The 24,140-nt window shown below is 39.5% G+C and carries 20 protein-coding genes; 9 read left to right on the top strand and 11 right to left on the bottom strand.

Annotated features, from left to right (window positions below; genetic code table 11):
• From rplM to D0T49_RS02590, 3 genes are all read right to left on the bottom strand, one after another.
• Positions 1–459: a 50S ribosomal protein L13 gene (gene rplM, locus D0T49_RS02600; protein ID WP_163629033.1), complete on the bottom strand. Its 459-nt coding sequence runs from the start codon at positions 457–459 to the stop codon at positions 1–3.
• Between the two features lie 603 nt (positions 460–1,062).
• Positions 1,063–1,506 carry a VOC family protein gene (locus tag D0T49_RS02595; RefSeq protein ID WP_163629032.1) on the bottom strand — a complete coding sequence of 148 codons (444 nt, stop codon included), beginning with the start codon at positions 1,504–1,506 and terminating at the stop codon, positions 1,063–1,065.
• A gap of 121 nt (positions 1,507–1,627) precedes the next feature.
• Positions 1,628–3,799, bottom strand: a complete 2,172-nt coding sequence (locus tag D0T49_RS02590; protein WP_163629031.1) for a S9 family peptidase — start codon at positions 3,797–3,799, stop codon at positions 1,628–1,630.
• 222 nt (positions 3,800–4,021) lie between these two features.
• Here D0T49_RS02590 and D0T49_RS02585 point away from each other — a divergent pair, with 222 nt between their 5' ends.
• Positions 4,022–4,483 carry a hypothetical protein gene (locus D0T49_RS02585; RefSeq protein WP_163629030.1) on the top strand — a complete coding sequence of 154 codons (462 nt, stop codon included), beginning with the start codon at positions 4,022–4,024 and terminating at the stop codon, positions 4,481–4,483.
• The gene (locus D0T49_RS02580; RefSeq protein WP_163629029.1) at positions 4,473–4,673 is read left to right on the top strand and encodes a helix-turn-helix transcriptional regulator; all 201 of its coding nucleotides are present in this window, start codon (positions 4,473–4,475) and stop codon (positions 4,671–4,673) included. The genes D0T49_RS02585 and D0T49_RS02580 overlap by 11 nt, the downstream gene beginning before the upstream one ends.
• Positions 4,674–4,962: 289 nt before the next feature.
• Here D0T49_RS02580 and pheT read toward each other — a convergent pair whose 3' ends face one another.
• Both pheT and D0T49_RS02570 read right to left on the bottom strand, forming a co-directional pair.
• The gene (gene pheT / locus D0T49_RS02575) at positions 4,963–7,422 is read right to left on the bottom strand and encodes a phenylalanine--tRNA ligase subunit beta (protein ID WP_163629028.1); all 2,460 of its coding nucleotides are present in this window, start codon (positions 7,420–7,422) and stop codon (positions 4,963–4,965) included.
• Between the two features lie 1,000 nt (positions 7,423–8,422).
• A complete protein-coding gene (locus D0T49_RS02570) occupies positions 8,423–9,535 on the bottom strand; it encodes a universal stress protein (protein WP_163629027.1) in 1,113 nt (370 codons plus the stop codon).
• Positions 9,536–9,752: 217 nt separating this feature from the next.
• On the opposite strand from D0T49_RS02570, the gene D0T49_RS02565 reads away from it, so the two are divergent.
• From D0T49_RS02565 to D0T49_RS02555, 3 genes are read left to right on the top strand one after another with little or no spacing between them, the layout of a single operon-like run.
• On the top strand, positions 9,753–12,509 hold the full coding sequence (locus D0T49_RS02565; RefSeq protein WP_163629026.1) for a S9 family peptidase: 2,757 nt from the start codon (positions 9,753–9,755) through the stop codon (positions 12,507–12,509).
• A gap of 13 nt (positions 12,510–12,522) precedes the next feature.
• On the top strand, positions 12,523–13,002 hold the full coding sequence (locus D0T49_RS02560) for a GNAT family N-acetyltransferase (protein WP_163629025.1): 480 nt from the start codon (positions 12,523–12,525) through the stop codon (positions 13,000–13,002).
• Between the two features lie 42 nt (positions 13,003–13,044).
• Positions 13,045–14,244 carry a hypothetical protein gene (locus D0T49_RS02555; protein ID WP_163629024.1) on the top strand — a complete coding sequence of 400 codons (1,200 nt, stop codon included), beginning with the start codon at positions 13,045–13,047 and terminating at the stop codon, positions 14,242–14,244.
• A gap of 4 nt (positions 14,245–14,248) precedes the next feature.
• On the opposite strand, the gene D0T49_RS02550 is transcribed toward D0T49_RS02555, so the two are convergent.
• The 5 genes from D0T49_RS02550 to D0T49_RS02530 all read right to left on the bottom strand — a co-directional run bounded on the left by D0T49_RS02550 (position 14,249) and on the right by D0T49_RS02530 (position 17,948).
• A complete protein-coding gene (locus D0T49_RS02550) occupies positions 14,249–14,560 on the bottom strand; it encodes a hypothetical protein (RefSeq protein ID WP_163629023.1) in 312 nt (103 codons plus the stop codon).
• A 74-nt stretch (positions 14,561–14,634) separates the two neighbouring features.
• Complete coding sequence (locus tag D0T49_RS02545) at positions 14,635–15,192, bottom strand: hypothetical protein (protein WP_163629022.1); 558 nt, start codon at positions 15,190–15,192, stop codon at positions 14,635–14,637.
• 156 nt (positions 15,193–15,348) lie between these two features.
• Positions 15,349–15,876 carry an RNA methyltransferase gene (locus tag D0T49_RS02540; protein WP_163629021.1) on the bottom strand — a complete coding sequence of 176 codons (528 nt, stop codon included), beginning with the start codon at positions 15,874–15,876 and terminating at the stop codon, positions 15,349–15,351.
• A gap of 172 nt (positions 15,877–16,048) precedes the next feature.
• Positions 16,049–17,071, bottom strand: coding sequence for a S41 family peptidase (locus D0T49_RS02535; protein WP_163629020.1), 1,023 nt, complete (start codon positions 17,069–17,071; stop codon positions 16,049–16,051).
• A gap of 28 nt (positions 17,072–17,099) precedes the next feature.
• Positions 17,100–17,948, bottom strand: a complete 849-nt coding sequence (locus D0T49_RS02530) for a DUF3316 domain-containing protein (protein WP_163629019.1) — start codon at positions 17,946–17,948, stop codon at positions 17,100–17,102.
• A 171-nt stretch (positions 17,949–18,119) separates the two neighbouring features.
• Between D0T49_RS02530 and D0T49_RS02525 the strand changes: the two genes are divergently transcribed.
• Both D0T49_RS02525 and D0T49_RS02520 read left to right on the top strand, forming a co-directional pair.
• The gene (locus D0T49_RS02525; protein WP_163629018.1) at positions 18,120–18,566 is read left to right on the top strand and encodes a radical SAM-associated putative lipoprotein; all 447 of its coding nucleotides are present in this window, start codon (positions 18,120–18,122) and stop codon (positions 18,564–18,566) included.
• Positions 18,566–19,630 carry a TIGR04133 family radical SAM/SPASM protein gene (locus tag D0T49_RS02520; protein ID WP_163629017.1) on the top strand — a complete coding sequence of 355 codons (1,065 nt, stop codon included), beginning with the start codon at positions 18,566–18,568 and terminating at the stop codon, positions 19,628–19,630. The genes D0T49_RS02525 and D0T49_RS02520 overlap by 1 nt, the downstream gene beginning before the upstream one ends.
• Here D0T49_RS02520 and D0T49_RS02515 read toward each other — a convergent pair.
• Positions 19,619–20,986, bottom strand: coding sequence for a sodium-dependent transporter (locus D0T49_RS02515; protein ID WP_163629016.1), 1,368 nt, complete (start codon positions 20,984–20,986; stop codon positions 19,619–19,621). The genes D0T49_RS02520 and D0T49_RS02515 overlap by 12 nt on opposite strands.
• A 140-nt stretch (positions 20,987–21,126) precedes the next feature.
• Here D0T49_RS02515 and D0T49_RS02510 point away from each other — a divergent pair, with 140 nt between their 5' ends.
• Together D0T49_RS02510 and D0T49_RS02505 are read left to right on the top strand one after the other, a co-directional pair.
• Positions 21,127–21,699: a non-canonical purine NTP diphosphatase gene (locus D0T49_RS02510; protein ID WP_163629015.1), complete on the top strand. Its 573-nt coding sequence runs from the start codon at positions 21,127–21,129 to the stop codon at positions 21,697–21,699.
• Between the two features lie 82 nt (positions 21,700–21,781).
• A complete protein-coding gene (locus D0T49_RS02505; RefSeq protein WP_163629014.1) occupies positions 21,782–24,136 on the top strand; it encodes a two-component regulator propeller domain-containing protein in 2,355 nt (784 codons plus the stop codon).
• The last annotated feature ends 4 nt before the right edge of the window (positions 24,137–24,140 follow it).

The raw sequence follows: 24,140 nt of genomic DNA, 5'->3' as shown, positions 1-24,140 counted from the left end.
TTATTTATTTAAGTTTGTTAATTCGATTTGTTTTGGTTGTTGAGCTTGCATATTATGTTCTGCACCTGCAAAAACATAAAGATTGCCTATTACTTTATCCGACAGGCGGTTTTTAGGCAACATGCCTTTTACCACTTTCTTGATAAATCTTTCAGGGCTTTTCTTCATCATTTGCTCCGGAGTCATCTCGCGTTGACCACCGGGATAACCTGTGTGGCGAAGATAAACTCGGTCTGTCCATTTTTTTCCGGTCAGTTTCACTTTCTCTGCATTGATAATAATCACATTATCTCCACAATCCACATGGGGAGTGAAATTTGCTTTGTACTTTCCACGCAGAATTTTAGCTACTTCTGAAGCCATACGTCCCAAAACCAAATCGGTTGCATCTACCAACACCCATTCTTTTTGTGCTGTTGCCTTGTTGGCAGAAATAGTTTTATAACTTAATGTATCCACTTGTTATTATTTTTTTTGATTAAAATTCATCCTTTCATTACATGCACACTATTGATTTTGATTGAGGCTAATCGGAACAAAACCAATCCATTACAATGTAAATAATCAGATCCTAATATAGGGATAATAAACGGACTGCAAAGATATGGTATTTCTTTTTAATATCCAAACAAATATGAGGGGAAAGTAAAAAGGAGAAAGGAGAATGCAAAAAAACAGAAACTATATTCGATTACAGGCCGCCGAATGTTCTATAAAAAAACAAAACCACACTGCTGTTGTTGAGAAAACTCCTGTAAACAGGATTTGAGGTGTTGATCTTCTTTGTAATCTGCCGTGTCGGTAAAGACAACCCGAAGGCGCAGCCCGCCATTGAAAACCAGACTTTCCTCGGTAGAAATCTAGCGTTGAGTTTTCCAATCTCAGAACAATGTGGTTCGTTAATACAAATATAATGCTTTTTTATTTACGTTCAAAACAAAACAAAGTAAACCTGCCTTAGATTAACATTTTTTGGACATAACGAATCTTATTTTGCATTGAATTGACCCTCGATATCGCGTAAATCCTTCGTAATAAAAAAACATTTTTTCTGAACACGAATTACTCGTATTTCTTACCTTCTTCTATTAGCTCTTCACTACATTGCTCCAAAGCCAATGGCGAAAAAAGCTCTATCAAATTATCTTCCGGATCGCGCAGATGTACTGTGCGCATTCCCCAACCGGGCATATCAGTAGGCTCATTAACGAATGTCACACCCTTTTTTTTCAAATTTTCATAAGCCTGGTCAACATTATCTACGCTGAATGACACAAGCGACTTCTCCCGAAATCCCACGGGTAATTCTTTATCTGCATTACCTACCGAGGGAGCCATCCAGTCGGATACAAAAAGTGCGAATCCTTCTATCCCCTCTGCCACTTTAAAACTGGCATATCCACTGTTTTCATCACCCCAAGCAGGTTCTAATCCAAGCTGCTCAGAGTAAAACTTAAAACATTTAGCAAAATCCTTGACTAATAATCTTACATTACTAAATTTCATTATTGTATAATTTTTTATAGTTATTCTTCTGAATACATGACAAAAATAAATTGATAAATAAGAACTAAGATTAAAGTCCGATTTGTTCCACCTTGTTCTTTTACTCTATTTTGCTCCTTCACTACAGGTTTTTGAATAAAAAATCACATTTCCGCTTATAAAGATGCCTGCGGGTTTGTTTTCCTAATATGCTATGGTTTTTATCGGTATAAAGCTGCATTTCGAACTGTTTATCGGCTTCTACCAAGCGTTGAATATAAAGCATTGTATTTTGCACATGCACATTATCATCGGCCGTGCCGTGAATAATCAGCAGCTTACCATTCAGCTTGTCGGCCTTCACCAATGGCGAAGTTTCATCATAACCCTTGAAGTTTTCCTGAGGGCGGCGCATAAACCTCTCAGTATAAGCCGTATTATATAGTCGCCAGTCGGTAACGGGAGCAACGGAAATACCTACTTTAAATACGCTCTCATCCGCACTCATTGTCGATAGCGTCATAAAGCCACCAAAGCTCCATCCCCAGATACCAATGCGCGACGCATCGATATATTCTTTCGCCCCCAAATACTTAGCTGCTTCTATCTGGTCTTTTGTCTCCAAGACACCCAACTGCTGGTAAGTACACTTGCGGAACTCCGCCCCTCTTGCTCCTGTACCTCTGCCATCAACACATGCTACCACATAGCCCATTTCTGCCAGATAATACTCCCAGCCTATGCCCCACCTGTCTACTACCTGTTGCGAACCGGGACCACTATATTGCACCATCAAGAGCGGATATTCTTTTGAAGCCTCTAAGTTTTTCGGCTTCAGAATCCAGCCATTCAGCTCTACACTCTCAGACGTTTTGAATTTAAAAAACTCTTTTTCAGCCATATTCAGCGATTTGAAATCATTTTCTACCGCAGAGTTTTCTTTCATTACCCGAACCTCCGCACCCTTATTAGTTCTCAAGGTTATTTTGTTAGGCATTTCAAGCGACGACGCATTATCCACAAAATAGCTGTAAGTAGCATTGAAGGTAGCATTATGAGTTCCTTTACCATCAGTCAGCATAGTTTTACGCCCCTTAGCGTCCAGCGCATATATATTCCGTTGCATAGGCGAGGTTTCTGCCGATTGATAATACAACACATTGCTCTTTTCATCGTATCCATACACATGCGTAACATCCCATTCGCCCGAAGTAAGTTGCTTATCCAAAATACCGTTCATACGGTATTTATACACGTGGCAATATCCGTCTTTCTCGCTAACATACAGAAACGATTTATTGTCTTTGAAGAAATAAATATCATCTACAAGCTCGTAATCTACATAATACTTATCCTCTTCGCTCAATACTAATTTTGCTACTGTCGATTTCGGGTTTGCCAGGTACATATCCAGCTTATTTTGGTTCCGGTTAAGTTTAAACACCGCCAACTGCTCAGGCGAGTTAGTCCAGCATATGCGGGGAACGTAAAAATCTTCATCTTCCCCTCCCACACTAATTTCACGGGTAGTTTTATTATAATCATCGTACACAAACACCTTTACCTTCGAGTTGCTCTCACCCGCTTTCGGGTATTTAAAATTCAGATAATCGGGATATAATGTTATTCCATCAGCATCGGGTGCTTTATTATACAGTTGGAAAGAAAATTCGGGCACTTCTGTTTCGTCAAATTTAAGAAAAGCCAGAAGCTTACTGTCAGGACTCCATTCAAAATAACGCCGTACTCCAAATTCTTCTTCATAAACCCAATCGGGAATACCATTAATTATCTTTCCAAACTCACCATCTTTCGTAACAGTAATCTCTGTATTAAAATCCAACTTACGCAAAAACAGGTTATTATCCCTTGCAAAAGCTACATAACGGCTATCGGGCGAAAAGAGCGGAGCCTCCTGCCGTCCATATTCCGATAATTGCTTCAGTTCGTTCTTCTTTATATTATATATATAATAGTCGGCTGTGAATGTACGGCGATAACGGTATTGCACATTATTATACACCATTATCAACTCCTCGTTCGGGCTAAACTCGTATCCCGATATTTTCTTCACAGGTGCATTTTCCAACTTTGATACGTTGAAAACAGTATCTACAACTTCCCCGCTCTTATAGTTGTACTTCACAATAGCTTCGTTATTTATCAGTACAGTGTAATGCTCGCCATCGCTCATCGAGTGCAAAGCCGGGATTCCCCGCGCACTGAACCTACCATCGGTAATATCATATAACAAATTGCAAAATACAGTTTGGGAGATTACTAAAAAAATAAAAAAAAGAAAATGGCGTTTCATACACGATATATTTTTTGATGTTTTTGTCTACTGCAAAAATAGACATTTTCTTTTTTAATGAATTTTGAATTAATGATTTTTACCGAAATGACAAAAGGTATACATAAAACAACAAAACCTATATAGGAACAAATAGTTAAAAATCGCTAATTAAGTAATGTTTATTTTACTTTAAGTAAAGTTTGCTTTACATTTGAGGATAATTTTAAAACTCAAACGAATATGATGAAAAACTATCTTTTTCCGGTAAACTTTAAGAAAGCGGGCCGGATACTTTTTATTCCGTTTCTGGTTTTGGCGGTATTTCAAAATAAAATAACGTTGGAAATTCCCGTATTTGCATTATTGAGCGACAAACTATTTGGAGGAGCAGAAAGCCTGAATGTATTACGAAACAACATTATTGATGAAATTGCATACATCGGCCTTATTGTATCGTTGATATTCATAGCTTTCTCCAAAGAGAAAGACGAGGACGAATACATCAACCAAATCAGAGCCAACTCTTTGGTGTGGGCACTACTGGTAAACTATACCATATTGATTCTCGAAATCATCTTTATTTACGGCATACCATTTTTGTATGTACTGAACATCAATTTATTCTCGATATTGATTCTGTACATAATCAAGTTTAATATTGCACTTTATTCTTTCAGAAAATCAGGAGCTCATGAAGAATAACCTTACAGTAGAACGTGCTATAAAAAAAGTGACGCAACAGCAATTAGCTGAAGCCGTAGGCGTCAGCCGGCAAACCATTCACGCAATAGAATCGGGGAAATACACCCCTTCGACACTACTGGCACTCAAAATCGGAAGATTTTTTAATAAGAGCGTAGATGACATATTCCGGCTGGAAGAAAATGAATAACAGATAAATATACTTGTAAAAACAGCTACCCACATCATTCATTTTAGACAGCAAAACAATAAACACATACATCAAGATAACAACAAAACAATATTGGTACTGAGTTTTGGATGTATTAAAAAAAACATGGTTTTGCAATACAAAAAAACAGAGAAAAAGACCATACTTTAACTCTGTTTTCTCAATAAAGGGGCTTGCTTTTTTATTTTTGACAAAAAGATAAGAGACAAAAACAACCAAATGCTTTTTTATACCATGTTTCAGTTTTATCGGACAACAATAAATCTCTTTATCTTAATTTAGCACCAAGTTTATTCTCCAGATTAGTCTGAATTTTCTTCATTATCATATCAATCTGTTTGTCGGTAAGCGTTTTGCTTTCGTCCTGCATGACAAAGCTCACCGCATACGATTTCTTACCCGCTTCCAGATTTTTACCTTCGTATACATCGAATAAATAAACGTCTTTCAGAAGGTTACGTTCACTTTCGTACGCTATTTTTTCAATTTGTGCAAACTGTACGTTTTTATCAAGCAGCAGAGCCAAATCGCGCTTTACTTCCGGATATTTCGACATTTCTTTGAACAGCACCTTATGCCCTTTTATTTCAGACAGTAAATTAGCCCACACAAAATCGGCATAGTATACTTCCGTATCAATGTCCATATATTTACACAACTTAGGATGAACTACCCCGAAAACAGCCAGTTTTTTGCCCGAACGGCTATAGATAGTCATAGCCTCGCTAAGCAATTCGTCGGAATAATCTCCATATACTGCTTTCCGTAAATTAATACCCAAGCGGCGAAGTACGTTTTCAACGTATGCTTTCATCTCAAAAACACTCGTTTTCGCAGCAGCTACCGCCCACGATTGCGCCTGCTTATTGCCTGTAAGCCAAAGTGCCAAATGATATCCCTCAGCATATGCCGACAGCGCATCGGCATCCGAGCGGTTTTCGTTATGGTATGAATATACATTGCCAAACTCATAAAACTTCAGGTCGCTTCTTTTACGGTTTATATTCCGTACAACGCTCTCAAGCCCTCCAAACAATAATGTCTGACGCATAACATTCAGGTCGGAGCTTAACGGATTCATCAACCTTACACAGTTTGTTTCAGGATAAGAACTTAGGTTTGTATAATAAGCGCTTTTGGTCAGAGAGTTGTTCATTATCTCATTAAATCCCTGCGCGGTAAGTTGTTCCGATATTAATTTTTGCAAAGCGGACGAATCCGGCTTGGAAACATAGCTCAAAGTCGATTTCAGCTCGTCACCTATCTCCACATTATTATATCCGTATATCCGCAGGATATCTTCAATAACATCTACATCGCGCTGTACATCTACACGGTAAGCAGGCACATGCAGCAAGTACTCATCAGCCGTTTTGCTTACCACCTTCATCTCCAACGCCGCAAGAATAGTTTCAACTACCTCCTGCCCTATCTCCTTACCAATAAGCGAATATACTTTCTGAAGCGATAATTTTACTTCGAAAGGCTTTATGCTGTCCGGATAAACATCAATTACATTGCTCGAAATCTCTCCACCTGCCACTTGCTGAATCAACAAGGCTGCACGTTTCAGATTATATATAGTAGCTTCGGGGTCGCAACCACGTTCATAACGGAACGAAGCATCGGTATTCAGCACATGGCGGCGCGCTGTTTTACGAATGGCAACCGGATTGAAATATGCGCTTTCGAGGAAAACATTTTGCGTGGTTTCGGATATACCCGAATTTAACCCTCCGAAAACACCTCCTATACACATTGGCTCGTCTTTTCCGCAAATCATCAAATCGTCGGAACTCAGTTTGCGTTCTATTCCGTCCAAAGTAACGAAAGAAGTACCGCTCGGAAGGTTTTTTACACGCACCTCCTGCCCGTTTATCTTGTCGGCATCAAAGGCATGCAACGCCTGCCCCATTTCGAACATTACATAGTTTGTAACGTCTACCACATTGTTGATTGGGCGAACGCCAATGGTTTTCAGGCAATCCTGCAACCATGCCGGCGATTCTGCTATTTTAACCCCCGAAATAGTAACAGCCGAATAACGGGGACAATCCTTCGTGTTTTCTACTGCAACAGGAATACCGCGGTTTGTATTTTGAACGGCGAAAGAATCGACCGACGGTTTGCTCAATTTCACCGACTTGTCGCGGATAGAAAAATATGCAGCCACATCGCGGGCTACGCCATAATGCGAAATAGCATCGGCACGGTTGGGAGTTATATCCACCTCCAGCACATAATCCGATTTTACATTATAATAGTCCTTCGCCAAAGTACCTACAGGTACATCGTTTGGCAGCACAATAATACCGGCGTGGTTTGTTCCCACACCTATTTCATCTTCGGCACAAATCATCCCGAACGATTCAACACCACGTATCTTTGAGCGCTTGATAGTAAACGATTCGTCGCCCGAATATAGCTTAGTCCCTACTGTTGCTACGATTACTTTTTGTCCTGCGGCTACGTTGGGAGCACCACACACAATCTGCAAAGGCTCGCCGCTGCCTACATTTACGGTAGTTACGTGCAAATGGTCCGAATTTTCATGGTCGGCACACGTCAACACCTCACCTACCACCAAACCTTCGAGACCTCCTTTAATTGTCTGAACTTCCTCTACCCCTCCGGTTTCCAAACCGATGGAAGTAAGAATTTTAGATAACTCCTCAGGCGTTACATCTATATTAATATACTGTTTAAGCCAATTATACGATATATTCATACGCTTACATTTACTATATTACAGTTGCTTTACATCACTGGTAATTCTAAAGTGTGCAAAGATACTGCTTTTTTCGAACATAAATAATGAATAAATAAGGTAAAATCAGAATAATAAAATATTATTGGAAGAAGTAAAACTGATTTTATCAAACAGCATGCTCATAAACAACTCACTTTCATCGAACACCTGTCGAACACCGAGAACAAACAGCATACTACTAATAATCAATACATTACAATCGACAATAAGACACTACCGACACAGTAATCGAACAGCATATCGAACAGATTCCGCACACCAACCGACACACCCAACAAGCTAATAAACAACATATTACAAACATCAATCGAACACCAATAAGCACAGCGGTCGAACACCCACCCGTACAAAGAAGAAGAAAGAATATAAGAAAGAATAAATATTTACTCTCTCTCTATATATATAGGCTTCAAAAAAAAAATTGAAAAACAGGATAAAAAGCGGTATCAAAAACAAGATTATCAGACTTATTGTTTTCAGACTATAACCTACTAAAATAAGCTAATAAGGTTATTGTTGTAGTATTGTTACTATTACTAAGGTTGTTTTTTATAAATAAGGTTTTTATGATTTACCTTATTTTGTTGATAAACTTTAGAGGTTGTTCAAATTTTCCACAAAGAGCCATTATAGCTTTGAATATATCTTTTTCGCGATAAATTATGTCCTTTTTTGTGACACGAAGTTGAGCGTAGCTAAATTTCACCTCTNAAATTTCCCTAAAAAATCACCAAAATTTATCTTGCGAGTAAAATTTAAACAACCTCTTAGTAACCCTCAAAAGTCAAGCTAAAACAACCTTATTACCTTATCTTAATTACAAATCGACTTTATCATGCAAAAGATTCGCACATTGGCCAAGAGTATCAAAAAAGATAAAAAAAGAAGATAAAAAAAAGAGGTAATTCATCATTACCTCTATCTTCGCTATAATAAATTCGTAAAAACAATCAGCAGTTTACACATGCGTTACAAACAACGGGGTGTCGGTATGCAATACCATCTTGTAAGCCAGCCCGGGATTGAACAATCGGGCAAACAAGTTGCGGCGGCGGGCATTGAACGACAGCAAATCTATTTTCTGCTTAGTAAGATAATCGTCGAGCAGTTTAACCTTATCCAAATCCCCGTCAATCATTTCATACTTAGTGCTAAGTTGCGGGTAATGCTCGTGGAAATAGGTTTTTATACCGCTAAGCATAATTTCATCCCATTTCTCATTCTTTTCGGCCACGTGGATAAAGTGCATTTCGAGCTTCTCGCAGCAAAACAGCGAGATAATACTATCAATCGCAATCAGGTCTTTTTGGTCGAATTTAGTAAGGAATGCCACCCGTTTTATATCTTCCGGCGAATCGTAAGGAGTCTCTATAGGCAAAGCAAATACCGGAACAGGGCACGAGTCGATTACCTCAGCCGTTACGCTTCCTATAAGCTCGTTGGTTTTCGATACCTTTTTACCGCGCGTACCCATCACAACCAATGTCGGTTCATGCTTTTTACAGTAGTCCAATATCTGGTCTTCGGGCACTCCCTCTTTCAGTTCGAAAGAGAAAGGTACTTTGGGCAACTCACCTGCCTGTATTCTTCTTTTAATCAGGTTCGTCATATTCTCCACATCAGCATTTGCCGAAGTTATAATGCGGCGCAGCAACTCACCATCGCTTATGCTGTAAGTACTTACATCGTTGTTCGACGATATTGTAAACATGGGCGTATAATATACATACAAGAATACAACTTCGGCCTTGTGCTTGGCTGCAAAATAAAATCCAAAATCGATTGACTTGGCTACCTGGTCCGAAAAATCAATCGGGATAAGGATTTGTTTTTTCTCTTTCTTATCTCCTTCATTTTCAGTCTCCCACTCTTTCTCTATTTTTTCTACTATTGCCAACGCACGGGGGAGGTCTTTTTCCTTAATACGCACACGTACACCTACAGCCATTTCTGGATGTTCCAAGTTCAGATTATGAATCGTAGTTTCAATACCATTCTCTTCCAATACCGCTTTTATCATTTGCGCCCGTTCATAAGTACGGATAGCAAGGGTTACTAATTTATCAGACATAGTAGTTCGTTTTTTTTGAAGGTAATTTATTAATATTCCCGATAAATACTTAGCAGAGCATCTATACTCCGCTGTAAAGTTAACTAATTTTATTTACTAATTGTTCTGCTTTTATATAAATATTTTCGATTATTCAGTTTATTTCACTCTACTTTATTTATAGGTTTTTCACTATTTTTGCACTTCACTTTTAGTAAAACCGGACATGAAACACACAATGCTTAAAAAAAACACTTTCCTTACATTACTCCTACTGCTTTGTACTCTGAATACTATTGCTCAAAAATCACCTTTGAACCACGATGTATATGATTCGTGGAAAAGTCTGAAAAACACCTCGATAACCAACGATGGAAAATTTGCCATTGCTGTCGTAGCCGAACAGGAGGGCGATGATTATCTCTACATTCAGAACTTAAGCAACCGGAAAGAATTGACCGTACCGCGCGGATATAGTTATGAGCTTGTGCCCGACAACAAATACGTAATAGCAAAAATAAAGGCCTCTCACGCAGATATACGCGAAGCCAAGATAAAGAAAAAAGCTGCCGAAAAAATGCCGAAGGACTCTTTAGCCGTTATCAGACTGGACGACCTGTCTGTGGTAAAAATTCCATCGGTAAAGGATTTTAAAACAGGAAAAGATTTTTCGGCATACGTAGCTTACACACTCAGCGACAGTATAAAATCTAAAGAAAAAACATCGACGCTTGTCATCCGCAACATTGAAAGCTCAACCGAAGATACTATCAAAAATGTTTCGGCTTACTCTTTCAGTAAAAACGGGAAAGCACTTGCCGTCACTACAAAGCCCGAAAAAAAGGATTCGGTAAACGAGCCATCGGTTTTCCTTCTGAACTTGGAAAAGTACAGTAAAAATCTGATTTCGAGTGGAAAAACAGAGTATATCAGTCAGGCATTATCAGAAGATGGAATGCAGCTTGCTTTTCTTGCAACTGCGGATACCACCAAGCAAGAAAACAAAGAGTATAAACTCTATTACTATAAGCATGGGGCTGATTCGGCCTTTGTAGTAGCCAACAAAGCTCACGAAAACATGCCCGACAAATGGATTGTGAGCAAAAACAGAACACCTTTGTTCAGCAAAAATGGCAAACGCCTATTGTTTGGAATAGCTCCGATGCCACTGGAGAAAGACACTACAATCCCTGATTTTGAAAAAGCCGGACTGGACATCTGGCATTGGCAGGAACCTGAGATTCAGCCCGTACAACTAAAAACACTGGATGCCGACAAGAAAAAATCATACTTGGCTTACATCGACTTAAATAACCCGCAAGTTTTTACGCAACTTGCCAACGATACGATACCAAACGTATATCTATCAGAAGAAAACAACGGAGAGTTTGCCATCGGTGTATCTAAATTACCCTACCTTCTGAAAGCTCAATGGGACACTTCGTCCAGATATACGCAGGACGTATGGTCTTATAATTTAACGTCGGGCGAACGGAAGCTGATAAAAAAAGGGCTTACAGGAAACTACTCGCTGTCGTATAATGGGAATTACCTTGTGTGGTACGACCTTAACACCCGCAATTATTACGCATACGAACTAAAAACGGACGAAGAACGATGTCTGACCTGTGGCTTGAACATCAATTTCTGGAATGAGGAAAACGACACCCCCACCATACCTCTTAACTATGGTATGGGAATGTGGTATGAAAACGACAATGCCCTGCTGGTGTACGACCAATATGATATATGGAAATTAGACCCAAGCGGTAAAACGCCACCGCAAAACATAACCAAAGGCGAAGGACGTAAGAATAAAACGACACTCCGCCACATAAAAACAAATCCTGATGCGAAGTTCATTACCTCGAAAGAACAACTCTTGCTTTCAGCGTTCAACAATGAGAATAAGAAAAACGGATATTATTTGCTGGGACCAAAAAACAACCTGCAAAAACTGGTTTTAGATGGCTATACATTCTCGTCGGTGAAGAAAGCAAAAGATAAAGACAGTTATCTGTACATTAAATCGAACTTTGCCACTACTCCCGATTTGTATTCAACAACGAACAACTGGAAATCGGAAAGGAAACTGACCGAAATTAATCCGCAGGCTAAAAACTACAAATGGGGAAGCGTAGAGTTAACAGAGTGGAAAACATTCGACGGAAAAACGGCGCAAGGTTTGCTCTATAAGCCGGAAAACTTTGATGCGAACAAAAAATATCCGATGCTTACTTATTTCTACGAACGCTCGTCAGACAATTTATACACCCACTACATGCCGCAGCCTAACTGGTCGATAATCAATATTTCATACTATGTAAGCAATGACTATATTGTTTTCGTACCCGACATTCATTATACCGACGGACACCCGGGACAGTGTGCCTACAACTACGTTATTTCGGGAGTAGAAAAGCTATGCGAAAACCCTTGGGTAGACAAAGAGAATCTCGGAGTGCAGGGGCAAAGCTGGGGAGGCTATCAGGTGGCATATCTTATAACACGCACCAACATATTTAAATGCGCGGGCTCAGGCGCTCCTGTATCAAACATGTTCAGTGCTTACAACGGCATCCGTTGGGAATCGGGACGTAGCCGCCAGTATCAATATGAGCAAGGGCAATCGCGCATCGGAAAAAACATGTGGGAAGCACCTGAACTGTATCACGAAAACTCGCCCATATTTTTTGCCGACAAGGTGGAAACTCCACTACTCATTATGCACAACGACCAAGATGGCGCTGTGCCTTGGTATCAGGGCATTGAGTATTTTATGGCATTGCGCCGCCTGCAAAAACCTGTCTGGATGCTGCAATACAACAAAGAAGCCCATAACCTGAAGGAAAGACGAAACAGGAAAGACCTGACCGTACGCTTACAACAGTTTTTCGACCATTACCTGAAAAATGAACCTATGCCCAAGTGGCTGAAATCGGGTGTTCCGGCTATTGAAAAAGGAATTGATTATGGTTTCGGAATTGAAGAATAACATATAAAACAGAATGGATTATTTTTTCGCCCTTGCCAAACGGAGTGACACGCCCGAAATACTCAAACTGTATCGCAGCTTGATAGGTACACCCGGCTGTACATGGCACAGTGAGTACCCCAACCGTGAAATAACGGAATCGGATATTGATGCCGAATCATTATACATGATTACGGACAAGTCGCACAAGATAATAGCGGTGGCAACAGCCGGAAAAGATAACGAACTGGACGAATTAGACTGGGAATCAAAAAATCCATGCTATTTGGCAAGGGTTGGCGTACTGACCGAGAAACAAGGACTGGGTATAGGCGGCTTATTGCTGAAAAAAGTTATATTTGCGGTAAAAAAGAGAGGATTCGACGGTATCAGAATGCTGGTAAGCCCTGACAACACAGCAGCACTGGCATTGTACAAGCATTATGGATTTGCTAAACGTAGCGAAGTGTATATGTACGACCACGATTATCTGTGCTACGAACTGATTCTGTGATAATTCTAAAAAAAGGAACTAATTTATATAAAAATATACTTTATGCGAATTACATTCTGCATTTGTTGTTTCTGCATTTTATTTTTCTCTAAAGCGATTTCTCAAAACAGCGACTTCAAAGAAGGTTATATCATTTCTAATACAAATGATACCATATGGGGATATATCGACTTTAAAATGGATAAGGTAAACTTTGAGAAATGTTTTTTCAAAGAAACACAAGATGGCAACATCCAGACACTTTACCCCGAAGACATAAAAGCCTACCGCTTTACAGCGGAAAATAAATATTACGTTTCGTACAGAATAAAGCTAAAGAATATTGAACATCACGTTTTTTTAGAATTTTTGCTGTCAGGCATTTACAATCTTTATTATTATGTGAATCCGGTTACCCTGCTCGACTATTATTTTTTCGAAGACCAAAACGGAAAAATAACTTCTATATCCAAACGCAGGGATATGCGGCTGAATGAAGAAGTTTTTGAAGATTATATATACAGAGATATTTTATACAATCTTTTTCAGGAGGAAGAACTGAAACGCCAGATAGAAAAACTTTCTTTCACCAAATATGGGATGATAAACCTGACTAAAGAATACCATGATTTAGTATGTACAACAGATGAGGAGTGTATTGTTTTCGAGAATGACTATAAAAAAGATCGGGCAAAGTTTGATTTCTCCATTTATGGCGGACTAAACTACATCAATCTTGACTATAAGGCATCAACTCCTGAGGTACCTATGGAATCATTTTGTCCGATGATAGGGGGAAATATCAAATTCTCTTACCCACGTTGGAATAAATCGTTGAATCTCAACTTGGATTTAAGTCTATCCGGAATATCATATGATTCAGGATACCAATACCGCACTCTTTACTATTACAGATGCGATATTAAATCCCTGATAATGAAAGAAAAAATAAATATAGAATACGTATATCCTAAAAAAAGCATTATAAAACCAATCCTGAATGTGGGTGTAGGCTTTAATCACTTTTTAAACAAGAAAAGCTCATATGATTCTTTTCACAGAACTACAAATGAATTATTAAAGCATAGAGACGATTTTTTTCAGACAGAAGTGGTCTATTCCTGTATTAATTTGGGAGCAGGGCTTGGTTATTCGTTAAAAAATGAAGGTATGTTGTTTTTAAAGTTCTCCTACGAACAGAATTTCAGTAAAAGAACAATGTTTTTCCGAACAACACAGCTATACATAGGATACGAATTCTAAATTATTACTCCAAGAAAAACGAAACTATTTCCCTGTTCACAGGCTCATCTGCTCTCTCGAACAGATAGCTTAATACTTGCTCAAGATATTTTTTGCCTTCGGAGTGCAGTTTTATGTAACATAAAGCATATTTTTCCTGTCCGGCAGGGGTATCCAGTATCATATACATATCGCCATCGTCCGGCGGAATAGAAAAAGTTAATTTATAGCGAGAACCACTGTTATAAGTTTTTGAAAAAGTGAGTTCTGTTTCTTCCTCAAATGTCCAGCTTTTTAGCGCAATTATCAGCTTTTGTTCTATTTCCTCGTATTTCATTTCAAAAAAAATTATGCAAATTACAAAAAATGAAAATTGCGTAAATTTGTGTTTATCTGCGTAATTCGCGTTCTCTATTCTTTTTTTTGACACAAGCTCTGAGAATGTCTTTTCTTTATCCTGAAAAAGATAAAGCCTGAATAGGCCGAAACAACTATGAATATAAAACCGTAAGCATCATTCACCGGCATAACATCTATATCGGGAACAATGCCTTCGGGATATTTTTTCACTTCGGCTTTTACCTCACCTGTCGGTTTTTCTTTAGACAGTGACTCCTCGTCTGCCGCCTTTGTTGCAAGATACGACACACTCTCTTTATCACGGCTATCACCTTTCAGCAATTTCTTTTCCTGAAAATCAGCTTCGTGAACGTTAAGCATTATTTCCTTTGATTTTTTCTTGGTATCAACTACAATACCCTGCTCCAAAGCAACCGGCGAGTTAGGAATGTTATATTTTATTCTGTTTCTTCTCGGCTGTGCCGACTGAACTTCGGACGTTTCGGGCATCAGGTTAGCCAAAAAACTATAGTCCGAAGAAAATTTAACTTGCGGTTCCTGAGCTTTTAATAGCACTGCACATATCAAAGACACTGTTAGAAACAGAGCCCTGAATAAATTGAATCCCATTTTCAGATAAATTAACAGTTAAGGTTATACGTAGTCGTACTGTTTATAAAAACCGAATAACGTTTTACCTATCTATTAACAAACAGTTTCGTAAAAAGTTCGACGAAACAGGATGGAAAAAACTTCCCCCCAACAGAAAAAAGGATTCGATTACTGCTACTTCAATTGCTTGAAAAATTCCCAGATAACAATACCGCCCGTTACACTCACATTGAGCGAGTGTTTTGTGCCAAACTGGGGTATCTCGATACAACCATCACACACATCCACTACGCTTTGCTGCACGCCTTTCACCTCGTTACCCAAAACTACGGCGTATTTCTCATCTCCCGACAAGTGCAAATCAGGCAATAAGGTACTCCCCTGCACCTGCTCGATGGCATACACACAGTAGCCTTGTTCTTTCAAAAACCGAACAGCCTGATGAGTATCTTCGAAGTACTGCCAGTCCACCGAATCTTCGGCACCCAAAGCAGTCTTATGAATTTCGGCATGTGGAGGTGTGCTTGTTATCCCGCACAAATAAACCGCCTCCACCAGAAAAGCATCTGACGTACGAAAAACCGAGCCTACATTATGCAAGCTCCTCACGTTATCCAAAACCACAATCAACGGGGTTTTCTGCTGCTTTTTAAATTCGTCCGGCGTAAGCCGGTTCATTTCGGTTATCTTTAGCTTCTGCATAATATAAAAGTGGTTACGAGTAATTTAGTTACAAGTTACAAGTTACAAGTTACAAGTTACAAGTCTCATTCTTTTGTCTAATCGGATTTTCGTTCAAGCTTGTTCTCCTGAGTCATCAAAAACAAACACTTAGTTTTTTACACTTTGATCAATCAAAACCAGTCACTAGTAGCTAGTCATTAGTAGCTGAAATAACCTGAATCGCTTTATCAATAATAGCATCGCGGTTGTTTTCTTTATCATCGTTTGTAATCATCACCCAATAATCCGGTGCAATGCCCCATTCCGTATCATTCATATCAACATCGTACATCGGGCAAGCCGAAAACCGCACCATCCAGCCATTCGGTAGCTCGCTCGAAAGAGGCATCCCCCCACCGCCACCAGTCCAGCCGCCTACTACATAGGCATTTGGGGCTTGCTTCATCCTGCTTACAAAATCGTTTGTAGCACTATACGAGTAACGGTTGGTAAGCACCACTACGGGCTTTGTCCAGCGGTACGAATCATCGGCTGCTATAGTTTCAAGTTTCACAGGTTTCGAAAAATCGCTATGCCCGTTACCGCTTTTGTGCCGTATATAGCCCGTCACTTTATTCTCTGTGAAGAAATAGGATGCCAATTGCTCTGAATAAGTCAAAGCCCCACCACCATTATTCCTCACATCAAGGATTAAGCCATCGCAATCCTTAAAATATTCAAACACCTCGCGGATATTCGTTTCACTGAAACCATCCGAAAAGCTGCCGTAATACACATATCCTATATTGTAATTTAAAAAACGGCCATATCTCAGCCCTCCGGCAATACGGACTTTCTTACCTACATAATCGTCAGAATATACAATAGAAGAGTAATAGTTAGTGGCCGAATCGGTGTACCACTTGTCGTACCGGCTTATATCAAAGCTTGAGTAGAGGTTTACATGCCCATCTTTCAGCTCGGTCAGCATTTCGGCAAACAAATCGAACAGTTCGTATTTATTATCCTGCACGTATTGTAGCCTCTCATTATAATCGTTGTAAACAGAATCCCAGTTAATACCCTTATAATCGAGATAGCAATAGCGCGTATCAATTATTTCCCACAATGCCCGGAAATTACCCTCCTTAGTATTCTCATATTGTTTTGGTTCATCTATACAAGCGACAAACAAGACGGAGCACATTGCTGCAAAACATATATATTTTTTCATAACAATTTATTCTTGATATTCTTATTTTTCAGTACTTTATAAAATTTTCAGGAGCAGGTTTTTTCTTTGTAAACTTGAATAAATCAGTGGTTAAAGCATAGAATAACGTAAATTCATTCTTGCTGAAATAAATGTCATTAGCGGTATATTTCAACAAGTTAACCGCAACCCCAAAACGCCGTGTAGACCTACGGAAAGGTACTTCTATAAAATAACGCTGCCGAAGCCCCCGTTTGTTATGCAAAGAACTAAAATGAAAACTATCCCCGCCACCGTCTAACATCAACATCTCATAATACGAAGTCCCCAACTGAGGCACAAACATAAAACCTAAGAAAGGCGTCTCCAACTCAGCCTGCAAGCGGTAAGTCCGTTTATAAGTAGGGATATCGTATATAGCCCTTACCGAAAGGTAGACTCCCATTGCAAAATCAATATTCACAGGGTTGTTCACGTTGCGCGCATTCATTTTAAACCCAAAATCAACATCGGCTATTCCCCCTGCCAGCAGTTGAAGATGTTCTATAGGCCGAAAATGATAATGCACCCCCCAACCATAATTGAAATCATAATTCATAATAGAAGAGGTAGCGGTAGGGTTCACAGTCATCCCCAATCCCATAGTAAAACGCCTTACATCTGAAAGAAAAACTTTTGCGGGGTCGAACAGATGATTCTTTTCATTACTCACCCTAAAGCCAATACCGCTATAAGGTAATGGCGATAAATAATGGTCGAACAGGTCGACCACCGACAAGGCAAACGAGGTTGTAGACGAAGTAAGCGAGTACTTTTTTACAGCTATAGAATCTGATTGTGCAATTGCCCTAAAGCAACATATCGAGAATAAAAAAAAGCAAAAGAAGATTTTCCTCATAGAGAGAGTGAATAAGTTTATAAACGCAAAATTATAAAAAAAGAATTAGCACATGCTAAAACCACACCCACATCTTACTTTTTTATAATGTCTTTAAATATTTTAATATTCGATTATATATTATCATATTTGTACCTATCTATTAAGAAACAACCTTTTATACAATGTCTCATGAAAAAAATACTGATTAAGACTTTTGACAAAATAGTCCTTCTTATCCTTAGTATAACCGGATTTTTCTGGGGTTGTGATATAATTTCAATAGGGGGAGCCGAATATGGAACGCCTTACGCCGATTTTAAACTAAAAGGCACTGTTGTAAACAAAGACACTAAGAAACCTATACAAAATATCCGTGTCGTTAGCCACCGAGATACTGTCTATACCAACAAAAGCGGAAAATATGAGTTAAATCATAAAGAGGAAGGACGGACTTTGTATGTAAAGTTTGAAGATATTGACGGCGAAGACAATGACGGGTACTATCTGGAAAAAGAGATAGAATGTACCTTTACACAAGAAGATAAAGTAGAAAAAGGCTCTGGTTGGTACGAGGGCAAGTATCAGAAAGAGCAACACATCGAACTGGAGCAAAAAACAGATGAAGAAAATAATTGATGGATTTAAAAAAGAAAATAATATTTTCACTTCTTCGGCAGCATAAGCGCAACCAGGCGCAAATTCATGAATTAAACTATCTGTTTTGGGAATGTACACTCCGGTGCAATCTCAACTGTGTGCACTGTGGTAGCGATTGCACAAAAGAGTCAGCCATTCCGGATATGCCTTTACCCGACTTCCTGAAAGTTTTAGATAGCATTACCCCTCACATAAACCCAAACAAAACAATAATAGTTATAACAGGAGGTGAGCCTCTGATGAGGAAAGACCTTGAACAATGTGGAATGGAGTTTTACAGGCGCGGGTTTCCTTGGGGTATCGTGACGAATGGTTATTCTCTGACCGCCGGATGTTTCGAAAAACTCTTACAAGCCGGACTACGCTCTATAACTGTCAGTTTTGATGGATTAGAGCAAAACCATGACTGGTTCAGGGGAAAGAAAAGCTCGTGGAAACACGCATTGGAGGCCATCAAAATGGTAGCTTCCACCGAAAATCTGGTTTACGATGTGGTAAGTTGTGTAAACAAAAAAAACATTGACGAATTAGATCAGATAAAGAAAATACTCATCGGTGCAAATGTAAAGGCGTGGAGACTGTTCCATGTATTCCCTAAAGGGCGTGCTGAGAACAACCCTGATTTAAAACTATCCAACAACGAATTCCGGCAGATGATGGATTTTATCAAACAAACACGTAAAGAGGGTCTGATAAAAGCATCATTTGGCTGCGAAGGATTTTTGGGAGACTATGAATTAGAGGTGCGGGATAACCCGTTCTTCTGTCAGGCTGGCATTAAAATCGGCTCGGTACTAATCGACGGCTCTATAAGTGCCTGTCCCAGCCTAAGAGCCGACTATATACAAGGCAACATTTACACTGACGATTTCTGGACTGTATGGAACGAACGCTATCAAATAATGCGCGAACGCTCGTGGACAAAAACAGGGAAATGCGCTCAATGCAAATCGTATAAATACTGCGAAGGAAACGGACTGCACCTGCGTGACGAAAAAACAGGAGAATTATTGTGCTGCCACTTGGAGAAACTACAGCCTTAGCCATCTGAAAACTCCCAACTGATTCAAAAATATCATCAGGATAGCAACCGGAGCAACAAACCGGACAATAAAATAATAGGCTCTGAAATAGGCGGTTTTATATTTTCCGTTATTACTTAACTCACCCAGCATTTGGTCTTTCTTCATCACCCATCCGGCAAACAAGGCTATGAGCAACCCGCCTAAAGGCATCATTATTTTGGATGTAATATTATCCAAAAAGTCGAAAATGGTAAATCCAAAAATATGTACATCGCTCCACACACCCATCGATAACGAAGCACAAACTCCTAAAACCCAAATACCGGCCGACGCTATAATTGCCGCTTTAGCACGCGACATTTTAAACTCTTCGGTAAAAAACGCTACAATAACTTCCAACAGCGAAATAGTAGAGGTTAACGCAGCAATGGAGAGCAATATAAAGAAAAGAAGCGACCAGATTAAGCCACCGGGCATATGGGCAAATATATTAGGAAGCGTAATAAACACCAAAGTAGGCCCCTGTTCGGGATTAATACCAAATGAAAAAACAGCGGGAAATATAGCTATGGATGCTAAAACGGCAATAATCGTATCAACAAAAGTTACCTCCAATACCGTATGCGCAAGGTGGTTTTTCTTGTTTATATACGAGCCATAAGTTATCATACACCCCATTCCCAAGCTCAAAGAGAAAAAAGCCTGTCCCATCGCGTTCAGTACCACAGACGAGTCTATTTTGGAGAAATCAGGTTTGAACAAAAAACGTAAACCTTCGGCTCCTCCGGGCAGCGTTACAGCCCTGACACCAAGTGCCACAATTATAATAAGAAGCAAAGGCATCATAAACTTAGCACTTTTTTCAATCCCATTCTTAACTCCGCCAACAATAATGACACAGGTAATTACAAGAAACAAGGTCATCCAAATGATGGGACGCCATGTGCCTGTACTAAAATCAGTAAAAGCGCGGGTTAAGGTTTCGGTATCCTTATTTGCAAAACTATTGGTTACAGCTTGTACGATATACTCCAAGGTCCATCCCGAAACCACCACATAAAACCCCATAATGAAAAATGCCGACAAAACACCCATCACCCCCACAAGCCACCATTTACTGCCTTTAGGCCCTAATTTACGAAACGCACCTACAGCGTTGGACTGCGACATGCGCCCTATAAGGAACTCGGAAGTCATAATTGGCAGACCCAGTAAAACGATGCAAACAATGTATATCAACAGGAATGCACCTCCTCCGGATTGCCCCAATTCGTAAGGGAAACGCCATATATTGCCCAATCCTACTGCCGAACCCGCTGCCGCTGCCACTACTCCTAATTTACTTCCAAAATTAGCTCTGTTGTTATCTGCCATCGTGTATATCTGAATAAATTAAAACTGAATACAAAAATAGGGAATAATTTTTTAATCTGAATCAAGCCATGCTGCATTAAGCTTTTATCCACGAAAGTCATTATATTTGCAGTACATTTATTATACAACTATCCTCCGTAATGAAAAAACTGGTCTTTGCCACGAATAACAAGCATAAGCTGGAAGAAGTTCAAGCTATCCTCGGAAATACTTTTGAAATTGTAAGTCTGAATGAGATTGGCTGTTTTGATGAAATACCTGAAACCGCTGACACCCTTGAAGGCAATGCTTTACTGAAAGCTAAATATGTTTTTGACAAATATGCCCTGGATTGTTTTGCTGACGATACCGGCCTTGAGATTGAAGCCCTTGGCGGAGCCCCTGGTGTTTACTCGGCGCGCTTTGCCGGAGAAGAATGCGATTCGGCAAAAAACATGCAGAAAGTTCTCAAACTAATGGATGGTATTAAGAACAGAGAAGCGTGCTTCAAGACTGTTATCGCATTAATTTTACAGGAAAAAACCTATTATTTCGAAGGGAAAATCTGTGGAACTATTGCCGAAAAGCCCGGCGGAAATGCCGGTTTCGGATACGACCCTATTTTCATCCCCGAAGGATATGATAAGAGCTTTGCGGAATTGACACCGGAGATAAAAAACAAAATAAGCCACCGAGCATTGGCTGTAAAAAAACTTAGTGATTTTTTGATTTAAAAAAATCCATTTTCCCTACCGGAAAACAAAATAAAATTCAAAAAATCAAGTTATTATTGAGCTATACTTATTGCACAATTTTATGAAAAACAAGATACTTTTACCACTCTTACTGTCCACCCTGTTTTCTATTCAGGCATTTGCACAAGTAGCAATGGGCAAATGGCGCACCCATTTTGCCTATAATAGTGTAAGCCAAATAGCTCAAAGCCAAAACAAAGTGTACGGCATAAGCGATGGCGCACTATTTTCGGTTGACAAGCTGGATGGAAATATAGAAATCTATACCAGATTAACTGGACTGAACGGGAGTGTAATTTCTCAAATTGCATACGACGAATCGAACAACCAACTTGTAATAGGATACAACAACGGTAATATCGACCTGATAACTTCCGGAGGCATTGTAAACATTCCTGACTTTTACAACAAAGTGATGAATGTGAATAAAAACATTAACGACATATACATACACGGAGACAAAGCATATCTGTCGTGCAATTTCGGGATAATTGTTCTGAACCTGAAAAGAAGAGAAATAGCCGAAACATACTACATAGCGCCCAACGCTGCAGAAGTAAATATTGTGAACACTACAGTGCACGACGGACACATATATGCACTTGGTTATTTCAAAACCAGCAGCACAACCAACGAATATCATTTGTACAAGGGAAATTTAAATAATCCCAATCTGGTAAATTACGAAAACTGGACTGAAATTACGAATCTGGCTCCGGGAGGATTGAATAATTCGCACAAGATACTCTCATTTGCCGGTTCTCTTTTCATGCACAGCAATTTTCTTCTATACCGCATGGTTAATGACGCATGGGTGAGAATAGTAGACTCAGCAGCATTTTTAAAAGTGAATGCGACTAAAACCAGAATGTTTGCATCAAACGAGTGGGCAAATACATATATATTAGACGAAAACTTCAACGTAATACAAAATTTCAATGGTGTTCAGTATTCGCAAGCCGGCGAATACGATGCGCCGAGCAACGCATATTGGTTTGCAGGTAGCAACGAAGGTGTCATTCTTTACAAACCGGACGAAGACACACCTCCGGAACAATTCAAGCCCAAAGGCCCTGCGGTAAACACACAATGGGAAATGAAGTTTGCCGGAGAAAAATTATTCATCATTCCCGGCAGAATGTGGGATAAATTCTACAACAGGCCGGGATATATAATGATATACGAAAACGAAGAGTGGACAAGCATAGATTATAGCGAAATAGCAGCTATAACCGGGCTGCCATGGTTGGACTTGGTAACCATTGCCATAGACCCTTCTGACAATACCCATTTTTTTGCAGGAAGTGCCAGAAGCGGACTATATGAATTTAAAGATAATAAATTTGCCGTCTATCATAACTTCACTAATAGCACTATCGACACACACGAACAGGGAAACTGGCTATGGCAAAGTATAGACGGAGCTACGTTTGACAATGAAGGGAACCTGTGGTTTTTGAATACCTATTCGCCCAAAAGTGTAAAACTATTCAAAAAAGACCGCACTTGGCACGAATTTGCTTACCCCGACTTCAACAATCAGATGAATCTTGCCGGGTTGCTTGTATCAAACCAAAACAAAAACCAAAAATGGGCATTTCGTTACAGATATGAACCCAAGATACTCGTTTTTGACGACAACGGAACTTTCGACACGCAACAAGACGACAAAAGTAAAATATTTAAAGAATTTATCGACGCCGACAAGCCAAGCGAAAAAATAAAGCCCGAAAGCTACCATAGTATGGTACAAGACAAAAACGGAGTTATTTGGGTTGGCACAAATAAAGGCCCCTTATTGTTTCATAGCACATCAAAGGTTTTCGAAGACAACTACACCTGTTCCCGTGTGAAAATACCCCGAAACGACGGCACAAACGCCGCCGACTATCTACTCGAGAATGAAGCTATTAAAGCCATTGCCATTGATGGAGCAAACAGAAAATGGCTGGGAACATCAAGTTCAGGACTCTATCTTCTGTCTGAAAACGGACAGGAAACCATCCAGCATTTCACTACGGCAAACAGTCCGTTATTGTCAGACGAAATCATATCCATTGCTATTAATCCTGTAACCGGAGAAGTGTTTGTTGTAACCGGAGATGGGCTAATGTCGTACCAAAGCGATGCCGCCGAAGGAGAAAAAACATTCGACAATGCTTATGCTTATCCAAATCCAGTAAGAGAAAATCATACGGGAGTTATTACAATCACCGGATTGATAGAAAACACCAATGTAAAAATCACAGACCTAAACGGAAATTTAATTTGTGAGACAATCTCAAACGGCAGTATTGCTACGTGGGACGGTAAAGACGGATTCGGACGAAAAGTAAATACCGGCATTTACCTTGCTCTCTGCGTAAGCGAAGATGGCTCACAAAGTACTGTTGTGAAAATAATGGTAATAAATTAAGCAA

It is taken from the genome of Paludibacter sp. 221 (genome assembly GCF_010501035.1).
Taxonomy (GTDB): Bacteria; Bacteroidota; Bacteroidia; order Bacteroidales; family Paludibacteraceae; genus QVMH01.
This window is presented reverse-complemented; position numbering and strand designations above follow the sequence as displayed.